This window comes from Pseudomonas sp. B16120, assembly GCF_044218845.1.
Lineage (GTDB): Bacteria > Pseudomonadota > Gammaproteobacteria > Pseudomonadales > Pseudomonadaceae > Aquipseudomonas > Aquipseudomonas paracarnis.
On record NZ_CP162588.1, the window covers coordinates 56294 to 72046 of the forward strand.

The following is a 15753-nucleotide window of genomic DNA, read 5'->3' on the forward strand; positions in this document are numbered from 1 at the left end:
AGGCTAGGCCCGCACCATAAGGAAAGGCACACCATGATCACTAATCACTTAGGCACAGTGGGTGCGAGCTTCGTACTGCTATTGATGACCAGCGCAATAGTTCAGGCTGATACGGGTGACGTTGTGCGTGGCCAGAAGGCTTGGTTGCTCAATTGCAGCCGGTGTCATCAACTGGATGTGAATTCGGTCGGGCCGATGCACCGTGGCGTTGTGGGCAGGCATGCTGGTAGTGCAGACGGTTTTGCGTATTCAGAGGCACTAAGGGCGTCCGACGTTACCTGGACGCCCGCCAACCTGAACCGATGGTTGACAGAGCCGGAACAGTTTATCCCGGGGCAGGCAATGGGGTTCAGTGTTGAAAACGCACAGGTGCGGGAGGACATCATTGCCTATTTGTCGACACAAAAAGCGCCTTGATCGGTTGCAGTTAGGGGTGTGAAAGCTGCTGGGGCGAAGTGAGGAAAGCATGATGATTTGGCGGCCTATTTGGATTGGGGTATTGCTGGCGACACTAAGCGGCAACTGTTTTGCCCATGCCTTCTGGCTGGTTCCTCACAAAGGGCTGGTCAGCAAAGATGATCTGGTGGCCATAGATCTGCGGGTGGGTGTCAGTTGGCCAGGTGAGCGGGTAGGGCGTTTGCCCGGCATGATCGAGACGTTTGATCTTTACGACGCGCAAGGTAAACACGCCGTGAAGGGGCGTGACGGCGCGGCCCCGGTGGGACATTTTCGCGCCGGGACGCCCGGTACCGTTGTTGTGGCGATGCTTACCCATGCTCAGGCCATCACGTTGCCCGGTGTTGAGTTCGACAAATATTTGGTCGAAGAAGGGCTGGATCAGGTGCGCAGCGAACGGCAAACACTGGGTATCGCCGATGCGCCGGGACGTGAGCAGTTTTTGCGTTGCGCCAAGACTTTGGTTCGGGTCAATAGCGATAGTGCTGGCTTTGACCGGGTGGTGGATTTGCCGCTGGAACTTGTTGCTGTCACTGACCCGTTCCAGCTCAAGCCGGGCGGGCGGTTCAAAGCCCGCTTGCTGCGCGAGGGCAAACCTGTGGCTGGGGTGCTGGTTAGGGCCTGGGCCAAGGATGATCCAAAGCATGAACAACAGGTCAGAACGGACCAGGACGGTGTAGTGGAACTTACTTTGGAAAAGACTGGATTGTGGTTTCTGAGTGCAGTCCAGATGCATTCGGTGATCGAGTACCAGGCCGACTGGGAAAGCATCTGGGCCTCCTTAAGTTTTGAGATACCTACGCCATGAGTACTCGCCAACACCAACTTGAGGGCGTCTGTGTCGCCATCGTCTTGGCACTAACCACGTTTAGCGCACAAGCCCACAGCGGCATAGATGCCGGCTGGTTGCACCCATTGACTGGGCTGGATCACTTTTTGGCGATGGTGGCGGTTGGGGCCTGGAGTGCCCAAATCGGCGGTCGCGCCATCTGGCTCGTCCCCGGCGCTTTTGTGCTGTGCATGTTCTGCGGCGGCCTTCTCGGCATGTCGATGATAGATCTGCAAGGCCTGGAAGTTGGCATTGCGCTGTCGGTCATTGCCTTGGGCGCGGCCATTGCACTGCATCAACGTATGCCTACCGTGGTTGCCGCGCTAGGGGTCGGCCTGTTCGGCATGCTGCATGGTTATGCGCATGGTTATGAAATGCCTGTCATTGACGACAAGGTTGGCTACACGCTCGGCTTTCTGGCCACCACCGCCACCCTGCATTTAGTCGGCGCATTTGGAGCACTTGGCCTTATGCGCGTCCAGGGCGGCGGCAAGATTTTGCGAGGGCTAGGTTTGATTTGCTCTATGTGTGGGGGCTGGATTTTGTTCAGTGCCGTCGCAAATCTTTGATGGTTTCTGGTGTTAAGTCATTACACAACGTGAAACTGACATTTTAGGGGGTGGTTGTTTATGGGGTAGAGCGTATTTGTGATCTCGCCCTTGTTTTACGGACGCTCTTTAAACGATTAAATGTTGCAACCGCCAATAACGACTTTCCCAGTTGCAGGAGATCAGACTATGGCTTCGTCCAAGCACAGAGGCTTACCGGCCTGGTCATAGCGCGTCACGTCGTGGCAGGTCAGCAAAGTGCCGGCCTGGAACACGGTGGTTTCGATGCCCATTTCTTGCGCCAGGCTGGCAACCGGGTTCTGATCGACACCGTGAATCCAGGATGCGCCGAGATCTATTGGCACCTCGCCCCACGTTCGTTCCGTCCAAATGCGGCCACCGACTCTGTCCCTGGCCTCGAGCACGATCACCGTATGGCCCGCGTCGGACAGCATTCGGGCAGCGGCGAGGCCTGAGATCCCGGCTCCGATAATCAGCACCGAATCCTTCCTGAGGCGGTTGGCGTCTGTGCTCGAGTCTTTTGCCGTGCTGGCGTTTGCACCTGTAAGAGGGGTGGTCATCGCGCTGGGCGCGATCGACCCCTGGGGTCGAGTAAGGGTTATCATTGTTGCCTCGTGATTGACGCGATCGACGCTAAAATTACATAAATAGAACAAGTGGTACATTCGCGTATCATAAAAAGTAATTAAGGAAATATTTGATTCATGTCCCGCGATCAGAAGAGAGACGCTGTCCTGGACGCTGCTGCAGCGGTGTATGCCCGTGACCGCAGCGCATCAATGCAGCAAATCGCTGCCTCGGCGGGCATTAGTCGTACGACGCTCGTCCGCCATTTCCCCACCCGTGAGGACTTGGTTGTAGCGCTCATTGATCGTGTGCTGAATGATGCCACTGCGGTGCTGGATCAAGCGAAGCTGGAAGATGGCGACCTTGTACGGGGTCTTTCCTGCCTGACCGAGAATTTCAGGATGCTGGGGCAGGTGTGGGGGGGCGGCTACGGTCTGGGCTATGGCTGGTCGCATATTGAAACGTTGCTGTCCGACCTGGCAGTGCGGGTCGAAACCATTAATGCGCGGCTCGTTGGATTTTTTGAGCGTGGTCAACAGGCCGGGCTGTTTCGCCAGGACCTTCCGGCGGCCTGGATGACGGGGGCGTTTCAAGGACTGTGCGAAACCACTTCGGACCTTATCGACGCTGAGTCGATGGGAAAACGCCAGGGGCCTGAGTTTCTCATCTCGATCTTCTTGAACGGCGCCAGCGGTGCGGTTCAGTTAAACCGCTAATGCCGCTGGCCCATTGCGCTATTTAGTCTTCAGAACGCAGGCCGTAGACCTATTTGCCCGCAAAGAATGACTTTGACTGGGCTCGCATCACCCAGCTGCTGCTCTGTTCACTCCAAGGAGGAACATCGATGCCGAACTCTGACCTGCTGCTTTCCCTACTTTCCAAAATGAATGGAAACCTGCTCGCCATTGAGCAGGCTTCAATCATGGAACTCACCAATCGGGTTGAGCAGTAGGGCGACGCCAAAGTAACCGAGAACGGATACCCTCGACCGGAACGAAGAGTTCATCAAGCTGACCCTGGCTGTCCTCATGACGCCTGACTGATCGCCAGATACTGCCACTACTTAGATGCAACCGACCAAAGCTGATCGAGCCTGGTCGTGTAGCTCTGACTCGTCATTTCTCAGAGCATTATAGCCAGCGCTCGTAGAGACGCTAGGCGAGCGCAGCGTCCCCTTCCTGCTGAGTTTAAAAAAATTACGAAAACTGTAACGCATCACTTTAAGCAAACTCTACGTCTATAAATCTCACTGCCTTCAAGGAAGTCCCATGCCTTCATCAATTTATTCTCGTTTTCTTCGCCGGCCGTATGAAGTTGAGTTCATGCGCTGGGCCCTGGTCTTGATTTTCTTTATGTTTGGCTACGCTAAATGGTTTGATTATGAAGCTCAGGGATTGATCCCGCTGATTGGTAATAGTCCTCTCCTGTCGTGGATGTACGGCGTGTTCGGTATTCAGGGCGCAAGTTATGCCTTGGGCGTTGCGGAATGGACTATCGGTCTCGGTCTGGCTATTGGTGCCTGGTCGCCAAGTATCGCTTTACTTGCCGCCGCCGGCTCCTGCCTGACCTACCTGACAACCTCTACTCTAGTCTTAAGTACTCCAGGTGGCTGGGAGGCTTCGGCTGGTGGTTTTCCGGCCATGACCGATATCAGCGCATTTTTAATCAAAGACCTAATATTGCTGGCCGGTTCGCTTGTGCTGGTAAAGGACGCGGCGCAGCAACTGACGGCCCGCACCAAGCAGACTGATGCGGAAGGTGCTGCGATCTAGGCCGAAAAGCACGCTTGTCAGCTACAACAGCGACGCAACCTAGGCCAACGCCGCCGCTATCAATGCCCTTGGTGTTGCCTGGCAGGGCTGAGGATTGGGTTTCTTGTTTCGGTCCTCACAAGTGAGGGTCGGTGCTTGCATCCGTTTGGAGAGGGAATGCATGAAACCCGCAGGAATTAGGCTAGTCAAAATCATGGTGCTCATAAGCGGGTGCGCCAGCGTGGCCTATGTGGCGCATGTGGTTACTAGGGAGGCAGCCTACCTACATACGAAAATCAACAGATCGAAAAGCATTGATACTGCTCAGCAGGAGCTTCGATGGCCGGATAACCTCGCTTTACCGGAACTGCGGGTTTCAGCGTACGAACAGGTTGAAGATCATGCTGGCTGTCGTTCTGGATCTCTACGCACGCCGAATTTTGCGTTGGGCGCTTTCAAACAAGCCGGATGCGAATCGAGTCATTGAGGCGTTGGACATGGCTTACGAGCAGCGTGGCAGGCCTCAAGGGCTGCCGTTTTACTCGGATCAGGGCTCGCAAGGCGCATTCAACCGGTTGTCGCAACACCTATATCGAGGTGTTTATGGGACGACCCGCAGGGTAGATGCAAAAATTGACGGGCCGGGGGAGCGATGCGCTCTCCAGGCGCGCCGTCGCTTCGTAATGATTTCAAGAGGCTTGCTCCATGATCCCCTACTCAGTTCTCGACGCTGCACCGGTTACCGAAGGCAGCACACCTAGCGAATCCTTCGAGCGCTCGCTCAAGCTCGCCCGACATGCCGAAGCGCTTGGCTATAAGCGCTATTGGCTCGCAGAGCACCACAACATGCCAGGTATCGCCAGTGCTGCGACTGCGGTGCTGATCGGGCATATTGCTGGCGGGACATCGACCATTAGGGTCGGGGCAGGCGGAGTGATGCTACCCAACCACGCGCCGCTTCAGGTTGCGGAACAATTCGGCACGCTGGCCTCGCTGTATCCTGGTCGCATAGACTTGGGGCTCGGGCGAGCGCCAGGCACCGACGGGGCTACGGCCCATGCGCTACGCCGCTACTTCGATGGTGCCGATACCTTCCCAAGCGATGTGGAAGAACTGCTGCACTACTTCCATCCGGTGAAACCGGGACAAACGGTTCAGGCAGTGCCGGGGGCTGGTCTGGATGTACCGGTCTGGCTATTGGGCTCAAGCCTTTTCAGTGCACAGCTTGCGGGGGCACTGGGCTTGCCGTTTGCATTCGCGTCGCATTTCGCGCCAACAATGACTGAAGAGGCCTTGATCCGTTATCGACAAGATTTCCGACCGTCGAAATATCTGGCTGAGCCTTATGTGATTTTAGCGCTCAATGTCGTGGCCGCCGACAGCCGAGCCGAGGCACGACGCCTGTTTACGACCCTGCAGCAAGTCTTCGTAAGCGTGATACGTGGTAATCCCGGCCTGATCCCGCCGCCAGTCGACGACATCGAGGCGTTCTGGACACCACAGGAAAAGGCGATGGTCGAGCAGTCGCTGTCGTATGCGATAGTCGGCGATGCGGCCGATGTTCATGAGGGCATCATGGCATTCGCCGCCAAGCACCGTCCCGACGAGCTGATGCTCTCCGGCACTATCTTCGATCATGCCGCACACCGTCACTCATTCACACTTGCTGCACGAGCGTTTACCGATAACGCCTGATCGATTCGGTGCTATTAGGTGTAGCGGCTCGTGTTTGAAAACACACGGGCTTGCATTAAGCGGCATGTTCTTTATGACTGTAGCTAAGTGCTGTTACGGACTGATCGTTTAGGGATGCTCCGATCGACTTGCCGCGCGTCGGCTGCAAGTCGAAATTCTCCCAACACTCATCGCTTGGGCAAATACCCCAGTACAGCAAATAATCGCTGATACCAATACTCGAGGGTAGTTCGCTACCCACGCGCTCCTGACTCAATTCGCAGATCCGCGTACCAGCACTGAGTAAGTTATCGCCGGTGAAGCCCTGCGCCTGTCACATTGACTCATGCGCTAAACGCGGACCACGGGACTATGTGGAAACTGCTGCGCTCAGCATCAACTCATACCGCGTTTTTTGCACCACAATGACACCATAATACCTGTGACGATGGACACCAATGGAATGCTTGATTCAACAACTAGTGTTGGAAATACCAACAGTATTTGCGAGTCGTTACCACCGAGCATCATCGAGGCCCCAGCCCCCATCAAAGTACCCGCCAACAAATGAACGCCCGCCTTTTGAGGGGTAAAGGCCTCGAAGCGGAACGTTTTTCTATACAAGGTAAAACTCAGCATGCCTGCCAGCAACGTAACAAACACCGCAATACGCCGAGCGCTAACCGATGTATCGTCCCAGAACATCTGCGAAACATTGTAAAAGAACACACTGGGTGTCCATAACGGCTCGAACGTGTAGAGCGCACTTGTCAGCGCACCCAGTAGCATACTGGACAGCACAAGGTGTTTATTACCGTGTATGCGGACCAGGAACATCAGCACCAGCGCTACTACCCCGATCAAAAGCCAGTAATGCTGGCTGGTAATTTCCGGCACCAGAATGACCTTCTGTTCGTGGGTCTTGTGCATGTAGTACCAAAGCACGATCCCCAGGACCCAGCCGATCATCGTGAACGCTTTATTGACATCGCCACAGGCAAACTTAGTCAGCGTGCCTACGCTGCAACCGTTGTTCAGCACCGATGCCACTCCGAACAACAAACCTCCCAAAACCAGCAAAGGATAGGAAATGCCGGGCGAGTACAGCGGCAGGTTGGCCTCGGAGAAACGATAGAGGGGTGCCAGCATCAATCCAAACAATCCACACGATGTCAGTGCCAGAAACAACGTAGGGCGCCCAGCCAGCAATTGTCCGCTCGCTTTGACAAGGCACATGCCCATGCGCTGCGAAATCCAGCCAATCAGGAATGCTAATACCAACGCCATCAGTAAAGAGAAAACCATGTTCGTGCGCCACTGCTGATTTGGATGATGGGAGCCCGCGTAGACGACATGGCCAGCAACTTTCCATGTCGGGCATCCGTTAAAATTTTTCCACCATCAGCACCGTCTCAAGCCCGTCAAAAACGCGTGTGCTTGCAAGGAAGTCGCCAACAGCTTCGAAGCCCGCGTTCTTGTATGCCTTGATGGTCTTAAGGTTCGACTTGCCAGGATCAATGATGTTACCAGGCATAACGGGACGTCATCCTGATGCCTCTATTACGTCACTTAAGGATGCTTCGATCAACTCGCCGCTGTCTCGCGGGAAGTCGATAACGCTCCAGAGCGCATCGCCATTATCGGGGAAACGTCATGCACACATCTAACCTTTTAAGCTGTCAGGCGTATTCAGCGGGTTTCAATTACGCCCCTTTCTGGTTTCGGTGGTAAGAAACGAATTCAAGCGTCCGGGTTGACAGCCGGCGGCATGGCGTAGGCTAGCCATAAGGTCGGGTAGGGCCACGTCAGTGAACGGTTCGTCACGCCAGCACATACCCAGGGAGCCTGTGGCATCCAGCTCAAAGTCCAGGCTTACCAACAAGCCGCGCAGGGCGAAGTGTTCAGCTACTCGTTCGGAAGCTACTGACAGTAAGTCGCTGTATTGCAAAAGCCACAGGTTGCCCACCAGTGAAGAGGATTCTATGCGACATGGCAGTGGCGGACGCCCTGCGTGGGCCAGGGCCATATCCAGTTTGCTGCGGATGGGGCTGGTGGTCGGCCATAGAATCCAATTGACGTTGTACAAGTCGTCCCAGGTCAGCCCTGTTCGCTGAGTCAAGGGGTGGTCTGCGCGGCAGACGATACGCATTTTTTCATCGTATAGCCGCGCGCTACGCAGCGTGTGGGATGGGACGTAACTGTCGAGACGGCCGACCACCAGGTCCAACTGGCCGAGCTCCAGTCGTTCGAGCAAGGCCGTCATGGTGTTTTCTTCCAGGTCTACCTGGGCCATGGGATGGCGCCGCAAAAACTCCATGATGGCGGCCGGTACCAAGTTGGGCGCCGAGGCGGCGGATGTGCCAATAGCCACCCGCAAGGTGCTGGTGCCTTGTAGCGTGTCAAGGTTGTGACGGGCACGCTCCATTTCACTGAGTACCCGCCGCGCATGGGCTAGTAGAGTCAAACCGTGTGCAGTGGGGTTCAAGCCTCGAGCATGGCGTTCGAACAAAGGCGCGCCGATGCTTTCTTCGAGATCCTTAAGCCATTTGGATAACGCAGGCTGGGTACTGAAACACGCTCGGGCAGCTTCGCTGATGCTCCCGGTTTCGGCGAGGCTGACCAACCATTTAAGGTGTTGCAGACGCAGGCGACGAGTCCAGCTCATGAGCGTATCCATATGTAGATTGGTATGGGTTTATCTTAAAATAGCATTATTCACATATAGGTAGTCACAGGATACTCCTAAGGACTCGGTTTCAACCTGTAGGTGTATCCATGAACAACAACATCACTGCCGTACGGGAAGATTTTTACCAGCGTATTGATCGCCTGGGTCTGTTTCCGCTTTGGGAACGCTTGCACAATCTGGTTCCTGCGGAGCCAGCCGCGGCCTGCGTTCCGGCCCTGTGGCGCTATCGCGAGCTGCGCCCTTTCCTGACTGAAGCTGGGCAACTGATCAGCGCCGAGGAGGCTGTGCGCCGAGTGTTGGTGCTGGAAAACCCGGCTCTGCGTGGGCAGGCTTCGATCACTTCCAGCTTGTACGCTGGACTGCAACTGATTTTGCCCGGAGAGACCGCTCCGAGTCATCGTCACAGCCAATCAGCGCTGAGGTTTGTGGTCGACGGGCAAGGCGCATTTACCTCGGTAGACGGTGAGCGAACCACGATGTCACCCGGAGATTTCATCATCACACCCTCCTGGACATGGCATGACCACGGCAACCCAGCCGCCGACGAAGGTGGTGAACCCGTGGTGTGGCTCGATGGCCTAGACATACCCATGGTGCGTTTCTTCGATGCCGGCTTCGCCGAAAACCATCAAGTTCCGGTCCCGCCCCTGACTCGGCCTGAGGGCAATAGTGGGGCCCGCTATGGCATGAATTTATTACCCATGCGCTATGAGTCCAGCTCACGCACCTCGCCGATTTTCAATTATCCCTACGCCCGTACCCGGGAAACTCTCGACACCCTGTTGCGCCAGGAACCGCTGGATTGCTGGGAGGGTATCAAGTTGCGCTACGTCAACCCGCTCACGGGGGGCTGGCCGATCCCAACCATCGCCGCGTTCATGCAGCTATTACCCAAAGGCTTTCGCGGCCAGCCGTATCGCAGCACCGACGCCTCGGTATTTTCTGTGGTGGAAGGCAGTGGCAGTGTGTGCATCGCCGGGCAACGCCTGAACTTTGAGCCCAAGGACATATTCGTGGTCCCCAGTTGGGCCCAAGTCAGCTTGGCGGCGGATCAGGAGTGCGTGCTCTTCAGCTTTTCCGACCGCCCCGTGCAGCAGGCGCTGGGGTTGCTGCGTGAATCGCGCGAGTCTTTTTAAAACCTGGAGATGACCATGACTTACATTTTTCAACCGCAGCAGCCGACGTCGCTTTTTATCCAAGGCCGTGACGAGCTGTTTGCCGTGCGCCGTGTCTATTGTGTGGGGCGCAATTACGCCGCTCATGCACGGGAAATGGGGTTTGACCCTGACCGCGAACCCCCGTTTTTCTTTTGCAAGCCGAGCGATGCAGTTGTACCCGTGGCGGAGGATGAGGTCCTGACGCTGAAATATCCGACGCAAACCAGTAACTACCACTACGAAGCCGAACTGGTTGTCGCCATCGGCAAGGGTGGCAGCAACATTCCCCAGGAACAGGCCAATGAGCACGTCTGGGGCTATGCCGTTGGTCTCGATATGACCCGTCGCGACCTGCAACTGGAGATGCGCAAGGCAGGGCGTCCATGGGAAATCGGTAAGGCTTTTGATCACTCGGCGCCGATTGCACCCTTGTGGCCAGCTACGTTGGTTGCCCACCCGAAGCAGGCCGGATTGTGGCTCACGGTCAACGGTGAAGACAAACAGCGCAGCGACATTGCACAACTGATTTGGTCCGTGCCGGAAATCATCGCTTACCTATCCCGTTACTTCGAATTGCAGCCCGGAGACCTAATCATGACCGGTACGCCCGAAGGCGTGGGCCCGGTGGTAGCCGGCGACCTGATAGCCGCCGGAATTGACGGTCTCGGTCAGCTGCGTGTGCAGGTGATTTGAGCCTGTTTATCAATGGGTAACCCCCGTCCACTCGTTGCAGGAGCGATGTAATGTCATCCACTCATAATAAGAAGAGCGTGGACGTGCAGGCGTTTATCGATCGCCATCCGATGTCAGGCTTTCAGTGGCGCATCCTCATACTGTGCTTTCTGGTTGCGACGCTGGACGGTTTGGACACGGCTATCGGCGGCTTTATCGCACCTGTACTGCGCGAGGAATGGGCGCTGACGACCGCGCAGCTTAATCCGTTGCTGGGCGCGGTATTACTGGGATTGATGCTGGGGGCCTTTGCTGCCGGGCCCTTAGCTGACCGCTTCGGGCGCAAGATGGTGCTGTTAGTCTCGGTGCTGTTTTTTTCCGGTTGGAGTCTGGCCTCGGCGACAGCGGGTGATGTGCAAACACTGACGGTATTGCGGTTTCTCACGGGTCTGGGGCTGGGCGGAGCGATGCCCAATGCGATTACCCTGGTCAGCGAATATTGCCCAGTGCGCCGCCGCTCGTTAATGGTCACCCTGATGTTCTGCGGATTCACCCTTGGCTCAGCCTTGAGCGGGGTACTGGTTGCCCATTTGCTGCCACTTGTAGGCTGGCGCGCAGTGTTGATGCTGGGCGGGTTGTTACCGTTGTTGTTTTTACCCATGCTAATGGCGTGGCTGCCCGAATCGGTACGGTTTTTGATCGCCAGGCGCATGGTGCCCGACAGGGTGACGGACATCTTGCGGCGCATTGCTCCACTGCCAGCCAATGTGCAACTTGAGGTGCCTCCACAGGCTAAAGATTCACCCGTGCGAGAGATCCTTCAAGGGCATTTGAAATACGGAACCTTGCTGCTATGGGGGACGTTTTTTACGGGGTTCATGATCATCTACCTGCTCACCAACTGGCTGCCGACCCTGATCCGCGAGACGGGTCAGGCGATGTCGGACGCGGCGCTGGCTGGTGCAATGTTCCAGGTCGGTGGAACGCTGGGGGCGATTATCCTTGGCGCAACCATGGATCGCATTGATGCCTGGAAAGTGCTGACTACGGCGTACATCGGCGGCACGTTGACGTTGTTGGCCATCAGCCAGTTCTATCAGCATTTCTCAGTGCTATTGGCATGCGTGGCCGCCATGGGCTTTTGTATCAGCGGCAGCCAGGTTGGAGCCAACGCCCTGGCGGCGAACTTCTACCCGACTACCAGCCGTGCCACTGGTGTTGCTTGGTGCCATGGGGTCGGACGCATCGGCTCGATTGCAGGCACTTTGGCTGGCGGCACCTTATTGAGTGCCGGGATTGGTTTGAACGGTATTTTTCTTTGGCTGATGGTGCCAGCGCTACTCGCAGCGACTGCTGTTTTTTTAATGGGTCGGCGTTATCGCGCCCTACCCAAGATAAAAGGAGAATACGGTGCAATTGTATAATTTTTTCAACAGCTCCACCTCATGGCGCGTGCGCATAGCGCTGGCACTCAAGGGTTTTGACTACCAGCACCAGGGTATTAATATCCGCGTCGGCGAGCAGGCAACGGCCTCGTTTTTGAAACTAAACCCGTCACACAGCGTACCTTTGCTGATCACGGATGATGGTCAGCCGATCAGCCAATCCCTGGCAATCATTGATTATCTGGACAACCTCAGTCCACACGCGCGACTGATCCCGCTAGAGCCTCTGGCCCGCGCCCGCGTATTGGAAGTGGCGAATCTAATAGGTTGTGACATTCATCCCCTGAACAACCTACGTGTGTTGGGTTACCTGAATAAACAACTGGCAATCAGCGATCAACAGAAAGAGGCGTGGTACAAGCACTGGATCGAAGAGGGAATCAAGGCGTTGGAAACTATGTTGAGCCGCCATGGCAGCGGCAGCTACTGTTTTGGCGACAGCCCGAGCCTGGCCGATTGTTGTCTGGTACCTCAGGTGGCCAATGCATTGCGCATGGGCTGCGAACTTCAGCGGTTTGAGCAGGTTTTGACGGTTTACCAATTGTGTTTGGAGCATCCAGCTTTTATAAAGGCGCAGCCTCACAATCAGCCTGATTACATAGGCTGAAAGCCAATTACAGTGATTTCACGTCTGAATCCCTCCAGATTAGTAGAAACTTTGTGCCTTAAAATGAGGCCGATCAGGGGGAGCTAATAGCCCCCCGTATTACCCGAAAGAATTCAAAGCCCAAGCGGTCAATCAACTGATCGAAAATGAGCTGCCAGTGTCCAAAGGTGCATCCAGGCATCGAGTTCTGGAATTTCGCTGTGTGCACGACACGATAGAAAAACCTGGGGGCTACTCGCTATGCTCGAATCAACTTGGACCGCACTCAAGCACCATCAACGGGGGCGTGAAATTGTTACTATCCTCGCCAGTTTCGGGGCTCAGGATGTGCTATTCCGTCTGGGCCTGGGACGGCTGGTGGGGGGGGCTGAGCCCGTCGGCAGCCAACCAACTGACGAGGGCACCCCACAGCGCGTGAGGCGAGCGTTGGAGGCGTTGGGGCCAACGTTTGTCAAGCTTGGGCAGATCCTTGCAAGTCGCGGCGACATCTTGCCGGCATTGTGGATCGAAGAACTCGAAAACCTGCACAGCGGCGCGGCAACGTTGACTTGGGAGCAGTTGCAAGGCCAGGTTCTTGAAGACCTTGGTGCTGAGCTTGATCAGGTGTTCGCCGAGTTCAATACCACTCCTCTTGCGGCAGCATCGATTGCCCAGGTCTATCGGGCGCGCCTGCTCAGTGGTGAGGACGTGGTGGTCAAAATTCAGCGCCCTGGGTTGCGACGTAAAATGACTGCCGACCTGCAACTGCTGGAAAGCGTCGCCCTACTGATTGAAGACAACGGCGCTTTGGCGCAGTACCAACCGCGCAAGATGGTCCGACAACTGGCTCGAGCGATGTTGGAAGAGCTGGATTTTACTCAGGAAGGCCTTAACTGTGACGCCGTAGCGGCTAATTTCTCGCAGCAGCCGCACATTGTCATCCCGCGTATTTATTGGGCCCATAGTAGCGAGCGGCTGCTTGTACAGGAATATCTTCCCAGCTATACCCCGCTGGAGCGCCAAGCTCTGATCGAGCAAGGCTTGGACCCGAGCCTGCTGGCCAGCCGTGGCGCACGTGCATTTATAAAAATGCTCTTGGAGGACGGTGTGTTCCATGGTGATCCGCACCCAGGCAACCTCAAGGCCATGAGTGGTAATCGTGTCGGTTTTATTGACTTTGGCATGGTTGGTCGTCTCGACGAGCGCCGACGCCTTGAGGTGATGAGCTTCATGCGCGCATTGACCGAGAACAATAGTGATGCGCTGGTGACTGTGCTAATCGACTGGAGCGGCAATGGTGTGCAGAACATACCCGCCATTGAACAGGCCGCCCGCGAATACATAGCGCGCCATGGTGGCAAGGCACTGAACATGAGTGCGCTCATTGAAGACTTTCTTGATTTGATGCGCGAGCACCCCTGAATTCATAGAATAAGCGCAACGCTTGAAACGAGAGGCAGAGAGCCAGCCACCGGTAGAATCCAGGCTCTCACACCGAAGGATTCAAGCGCAGATGACTACGCATTACCGGCAGCTGACTCAGGGACAACGTTACCAGATTGAGGCTGGCTTGAGCGCCGCAGAGAGCCAGGCGAGCATTGCAAAGCGGGTCGGCGTGCATCCCTCGACGATCAGTCGCGAGGTTCGCCGCAACAGCACCCAGAATATCTACAAGGCTGTTTCTGCGGCCCATGAAAGTGATGCTCGTCGAGCGGGTGCGCGCAAGTTTTGCAAGCCGGCGACATGGCTCAGCCATCATCTCCCGGTGTGGCTCAAGCATGGCATGAGTCCGGAGCAGATCGCCCAGCGGTTGAAGCAGGAGCAGCCAAGCCGGGCGGTCAGCCATGAGTGGATTTATCGGTTCATTGCCGCCGAACAGCGCGCCGGTGGTGAGCTTTATACCTATCTGCGACATCGCCGAAAGCGCTACCGGAAACGCTATGGAAGCCACGATCGGCGCGGGCAGCTGCGTAATCGCGTGTCAATCAGTGAACGCCCAGCCGAGGTCGAAAGCCGCGAGCGCCTGGGGGACTGGGAGGGCGATACGGTACATGGACTGGGCGGTAACCTGGTGACCCTGGTTGATCGCAAAAGCGGCTATCTGAGCGCCTATCCGGTCAAGCGCAGAACGCGCCGGCAGGTAACGCGGGCGATCAATCTGATGCTTCAGGGCCATGCCGCTCACACGCTGACGCTGGATAACGGAAGGGAGTTTGCCGGGCATGAACGCATCGCGCTACGGAGCCAGTGCCAGGTCTTTTTTGCAGACCCCTATTCATCCTGGCAACGTGGCACCAATGAAAACACCAACGGTCTGCTCCGCCAGTATTTCCCCAAGGGCAGCGACTTCAGCAAGCTGACCGTCGAAGCCGTCAATCGGACAGTAGCGAGGATCAATCTACGCCCGCGCAAGCGCTTGGGCTGGAAGACGCCGTACGAAGTGCATACAGGGGTGAGCGTTGCACTTATGTGTTGAATTCAGGACCAATTGCTCTTACCGCCTGATTTGTTGGTGCTGTTCAAGGCCCTGGTGACTGCCGATGGTGTGCTGACGCGTCTGGACCCGGAATTAGACCTTATCGCCACAGCCAAGCCGGCCATCGTCAAAATGCTCCGGGAGCAATTGAGTTGGAGGATGACAAAGCGCCTGGGCCTCGATGGCCTTGAGTTGGGACGCGGCCTGCTGGGTGACTTGCCGCAACTGGCGCGACTGCTAGTCAACCGGCTCAAGCACGGAGTGCTGGAAGTGCGCATGGATCTGCCTGGGCTAGAGCGTCTGGAGCGCTCATTGCGCCTGGCCTCCACAAGGCTTTCCTTAGCGTTGCTGATCAGTGCCTTGGTGATTACCTTCGGTCCGCAGATCGCTGCAGTGGGGCCCGTGTGGGCGGGCTTGCCGATACTCAGTTGGCTGGCGGCGATTGCCACGGCGGGTGGTCTGGTGGCGTTTTTATGGAGTTTGTTTAAAAGTTCTTAATTGGACTACAACGCTCAGGGACTGATCTCGTTGATCAGTAACAGTCCTCTCCTTTCTTAGATGCACGGAGTATTCGGTACTCAGGGCACAAGTTATGCACTGGGCGGAGCTGAATGGACTACTGGTCTGGGTCTAGCTATTGGTGCCTGGTCACCGAGGATCGCACCGATAGCCGCCGTCGGCTACTGTCTGTTTTACCTGACAACCTCCACTCTACTCTTGACTGTTCCAGGTGGCTGGAGGCTTCGGCAGGTGGTTTTCCAACCATGACCGGCATCCGCGCGTTTTTGATCAAAGCACCTAGTGCTGCTGGCCGGTTCGCTGGTACTGGTCAAGAATGCGGCGCAACAACTAACGACCCCCTTCAAAAGCGCTGTCAGCGGT

At 56.2% G+C, this 15753-nt stretch carries 19 protein-coding genes and 1 pseudogene; 16 read left to right on the forward strand and 4 right to left on the reverse strand.

The window, feature by feature from the left end; all coding sequences use genetic code 11:
• Window positions 1-33 precede the first annotated feature (33 nt).
• The 3 genes from AB4P90_RS00620 to AB4P90_RS00630 are packed head-to-tail and all read left to right on the forward strand — an operon-like array spanning window position 34 to window position 1854.
• Window positions 34-417, forward strand: coding sequence for a cytochrome c family protein (locus AB4P90_RS00620; protein WP_078481993.1), 384 nt, complete (start codon window positions 34-36; stop codon window positions 415-417).
• A 49-nt stretch (window positions 418-466) separates the two neighbouring features.
• On the forward strand, window positions 467-1264 hold the full coding sequence (locus tag AB4P90_RS00625; RefSeq protein ID WP_078481992.1) for a DUF4198 domain-containing protein: 798 nt from the start codon (window positions 467-469) through the stop codon (window positions 1262-1264).
• Window positions 1261-1854, forward strand: a complete 594-nt coding sequence (locus AB4P90_RS00630; RefSeq protein WP_078481991.1) for a HupE/UreJ family protein — start codon at window positions 1261-1263, stop codon at window positions 1852-1854. The genes AB4P90_RS00625 and AB4P90_RS00630 overlap by 4 nt, the downstream gene beginning before the upstream one ends.
• A gap of 161 nt (window positions 1855-2015) precedes the next feature.
• On the opposite strand, the gene AB4P90_RS00635 is transcribed toward AB4P90_RS00630, so the two are convergent.
• Window positions 2016-2519: an FAD-dependent oxidoreductase gene (locus tag AB4P90_RS00635; protein WP_233100576.1), complete on the reverse strand. Its 504-nt coding sequence runs from the start codon at window positions 2517-2519 to the stop codon at window positions 2016-2018.
• 39 nt (window positions 2520-2558) lie between these two features.
• Between AB4P90_RS00635 and AB4P90_RS00640 the strand changes: the two genes are divergently transcribed.
• From AB4P90_RS00640 to AB4P90_RS00660, 5 genes and pseudogenes are all read left to right on the forward strand, one after another.
• Window positions 2559-3137 (forward strand): TetR/AcrR family transcriptional regulator, encoded by a 579-nt coding sequence (locus AB4P90_RS00640; protein ID WP_078481984.1) that lies wholly within the window; start codon window positions 2559-2561, stop codon window positions 3135-3137.
• A 128-nt stretch (window positions 3138-3265) separates the two neighbouring features.
• A pseudogene (locus AB4P90_RS00645) lies at window positions 3266-3464 on the forward strand (hypothetical protein).
• 225 nt (window positions 3465-3689) lie between these two features.
• Window positions 3690-4193 (forward strand): YkgB family protein, encoded by a 504-nt coding sequence (locus AB4P90_RS00650; RefSeq protein WP_078481986.1) that lies wholly within the window; start codon window positions 3690-3692, stop codon window positions 4191-4193.
• 380 nt (window positions 4194-4573) lie between these two features.
• Window positions 4574-4933 carry a DDE-type integrase/transposase/recombinase gene (locus AB4P90_RS00655; RefSeq protein ID WP_395605575.1) on the forward strand — a complete coding sequence of 120 codons (360 nt, stop codon included), beginning with the start codon at window positions 4574-4576 and terminating at the stop codon, window positions 4931-4933.
• On the forward strand, window positions 4878-5867 hold the full coding sequence (locus tag AB4P90_RS00660; RefSeq protein WP_078481988.1) for an LLM class flavin-dependent oxidoreductase: 990 nt from the start codon (window positions 4878-4880) through the stop codon (window positions 5865-5867). Before AB4P90_RS00655 ends, AB4P90_RS00660 begins: the two co-directional genes overlap by 56 nt.
• Window positions 5868-6242: 375 nt before the next feature.
• Here AB4P90_RS00660 and AB4P90_RS00665 read toward each other — a convergent pair whose 3' ends face one another.
• The 3 genes from AB4P90_RS00665 to AB4P90_RS00675 form a co-directional block, all read right to left on the reverse strand.
• Window positions 6243-7151 (reverse strand): YeeE/YedE thiosulfate transporter family protein, encoded by a 909-nt coding sequence (locus AB4P90_RS00665; RefSeq protein WP_078481990.1) that lies wholly within the window; start codon window positions 7149-7151, stop codon window positions 6243-6245.
• A gap of 79 nt (window positions 7152-7230) precedes the next feature.
• Window positions 7231-7380, reverse strand: coding sequence for a hypothetical protein (locus AB4P90_RS00670; RefSeq protein WP_161493052.1), 150 nt, complete (start codon window positions 7378-7380; stop codon window positions 7231-7233).
• 165 nt (window positions 7381-7545) lie between these two features.
• Window positions 7546-8511, reverse strand: a complete 966-nt coding sequence (locus AB4P90_RS00675) for a LysR family transcriptional regulator (RefSeq protein WP_078481971.1) — start codon at window positions 8509-8511, stop codon at window positions 7546-7548.
• Between the two features lie 110 nt (window positions 8512-8621).
• Between AB4P90_RS00675 and gtdA the strand changes: the two genes are divergently transcribed.
• The 8 genes from gtdA to AB4P90_RS00715 all read left to right on the forward strand — a co-directional run bounded on the left by gtdA (window position 8622) and on the right by AB4P90_RS00715 (window position 15639).
• Window positions 8622-9671, forward strand: a complete 1050-nt coding sequence (gtdA, locus tag AB4P90_RS00680; RefSeq protein WP_198834213.1) for a gentisate 1,2-dioxygenase — start codon at window positions 8622-8624, stop codon at window positions 9669-9671.
• A gap of 15 nt (window positions 9672-9686) precedes the next feature.
• Complete coding sequence (locus tag AB4P90_RS00685) at window positions 9687-10385, forward strand: fumarylacetoacetate hydrolase family protein (RefSeq protein ID WP_078481973.1); 699 nt, start codon at window positions 9687-9689, stop codon at window positions 10383-10385.
• Between the two features lie 50 nt (window positions 10386-10435).
• Window positions 10436-11788, forward strand: a complete 1353-nt coding sequence (locus AB4P90_RS00690; RefSeq protein WP_078481974.1) for an aromatic acid/H+ symport family MFS transporter — start codon at window positions 10436-10438, stop codon at window positions 11786-11788.
• Entirely contained in the window at window positions 11775-12416 is a 642-nt protein-coding gene (gene maiA, locus AB4P90_RS00695; RefSeq protein WP_078481975.1) for a maleylacetoacetate isomerase, read from the forward strand. Before AB4P90_RS00690 ends, maiA begins: the two co-directional genes overlap by 14 nt.
• A 426-nt stretch (window positions 12417-12842) precedes the next feature.
• Window positions 12843-13817, forward strand: coding sequence for an AarF/UbiB family protein (locus AB4P90_RS00700; RefSeq protein ID WP_234452826.1), 975 nt, complete (start codon window positions 12843-12845; stop codon window positions 13815-13817).
• A gap of 91 nt (window positions 13818-13908) precedes the next feature.
• Window positions 13909-14871: an IS30-like element ISPpu17 family transposase gene (locus tag AB4P90_RS00705; RefSeq protein ID WP_004577240.1), complete on the forward strand. Its 963-nt coding sequence runs from the start codon at window positions 13909-13911 to the stop codon at window positions 14869-14871.
• Between the two features lie 12 nt (window positions 14872-14883).
• Window positions 14884-15369: a hypothetical protein gene (locus AB4P90_RS00710; protein ID WP_234452846.1), complete on the forward strand. Its 486-nt coding sequence runs from the start codon at window positions 14884-14886 to the stop codon at window positions 15367-15369.
• 60 nt (window positions 15370-15429) lie between these two features.
• Window positions 15430-15639 (forward strand): DUF417 family protein, encoded by a 210-nt coding sequence (locus AB4P90_RS00715; protein ID WP_198834214.1) that lies wholly within the window; start codon window positions 15430-15432, stop codon window positions 15637-15639.
• Window positions 15640-15753: the final 114 nt, after the last annotated feature.